At 44.0% G+C, this 252-nt stretch carries 1 protein-coding gene; it reads left to right on the top strand.

Features of this window, described 5'->3' with window-relative positions; translation table 11 throughout:
• On the top strand, nt 1–252 hold a 252-nt coding region (locus AAEY79_RS15785; protein ID WP_352289579.1), incomplete at both ends, for an effector binding domain-containing protein.

The following is a 252-nucleotide window of genomic DNA, read 5'->3' as shown; positions in this document are numbered from 1 at the left end:
GGTATTAGCATTCGCACCACTAATATTGCTGAAATTAGCCATGAAACGGCAAAAATAGGCAAGCTGTGGCAAACATTTTATCAAAATCATGTGAGCCAACTTGAAAAGGGTGAGGATGTCTATGGCGTTTATCATAACTATGAGAGTGATGATGTCGGCGCTTTTGATGTGGTCGCCAGTTGGAAAGTAGACAGCCAGCAAGATGAGCAAGAACAGTCAGGCAATGACGACACGGCAAGTACGGTCAAAACC

Source organism: Psychrobacter sp. GW64-MNA-CIBAN-0177 (assembly GCF_040309585.1).
In the GTDB taxonomy this organism is placed as follows: domain Bacteria; phylum Pseudomonadota; class Gammaproteobacteria; order Pseudomonadales; family Moraxellaceae; genus Psychrobacter; species Psychrobacter okhotskensis.
This window is presented reverse-complemented; position numbering and strand designations above follow the sequence as displayed.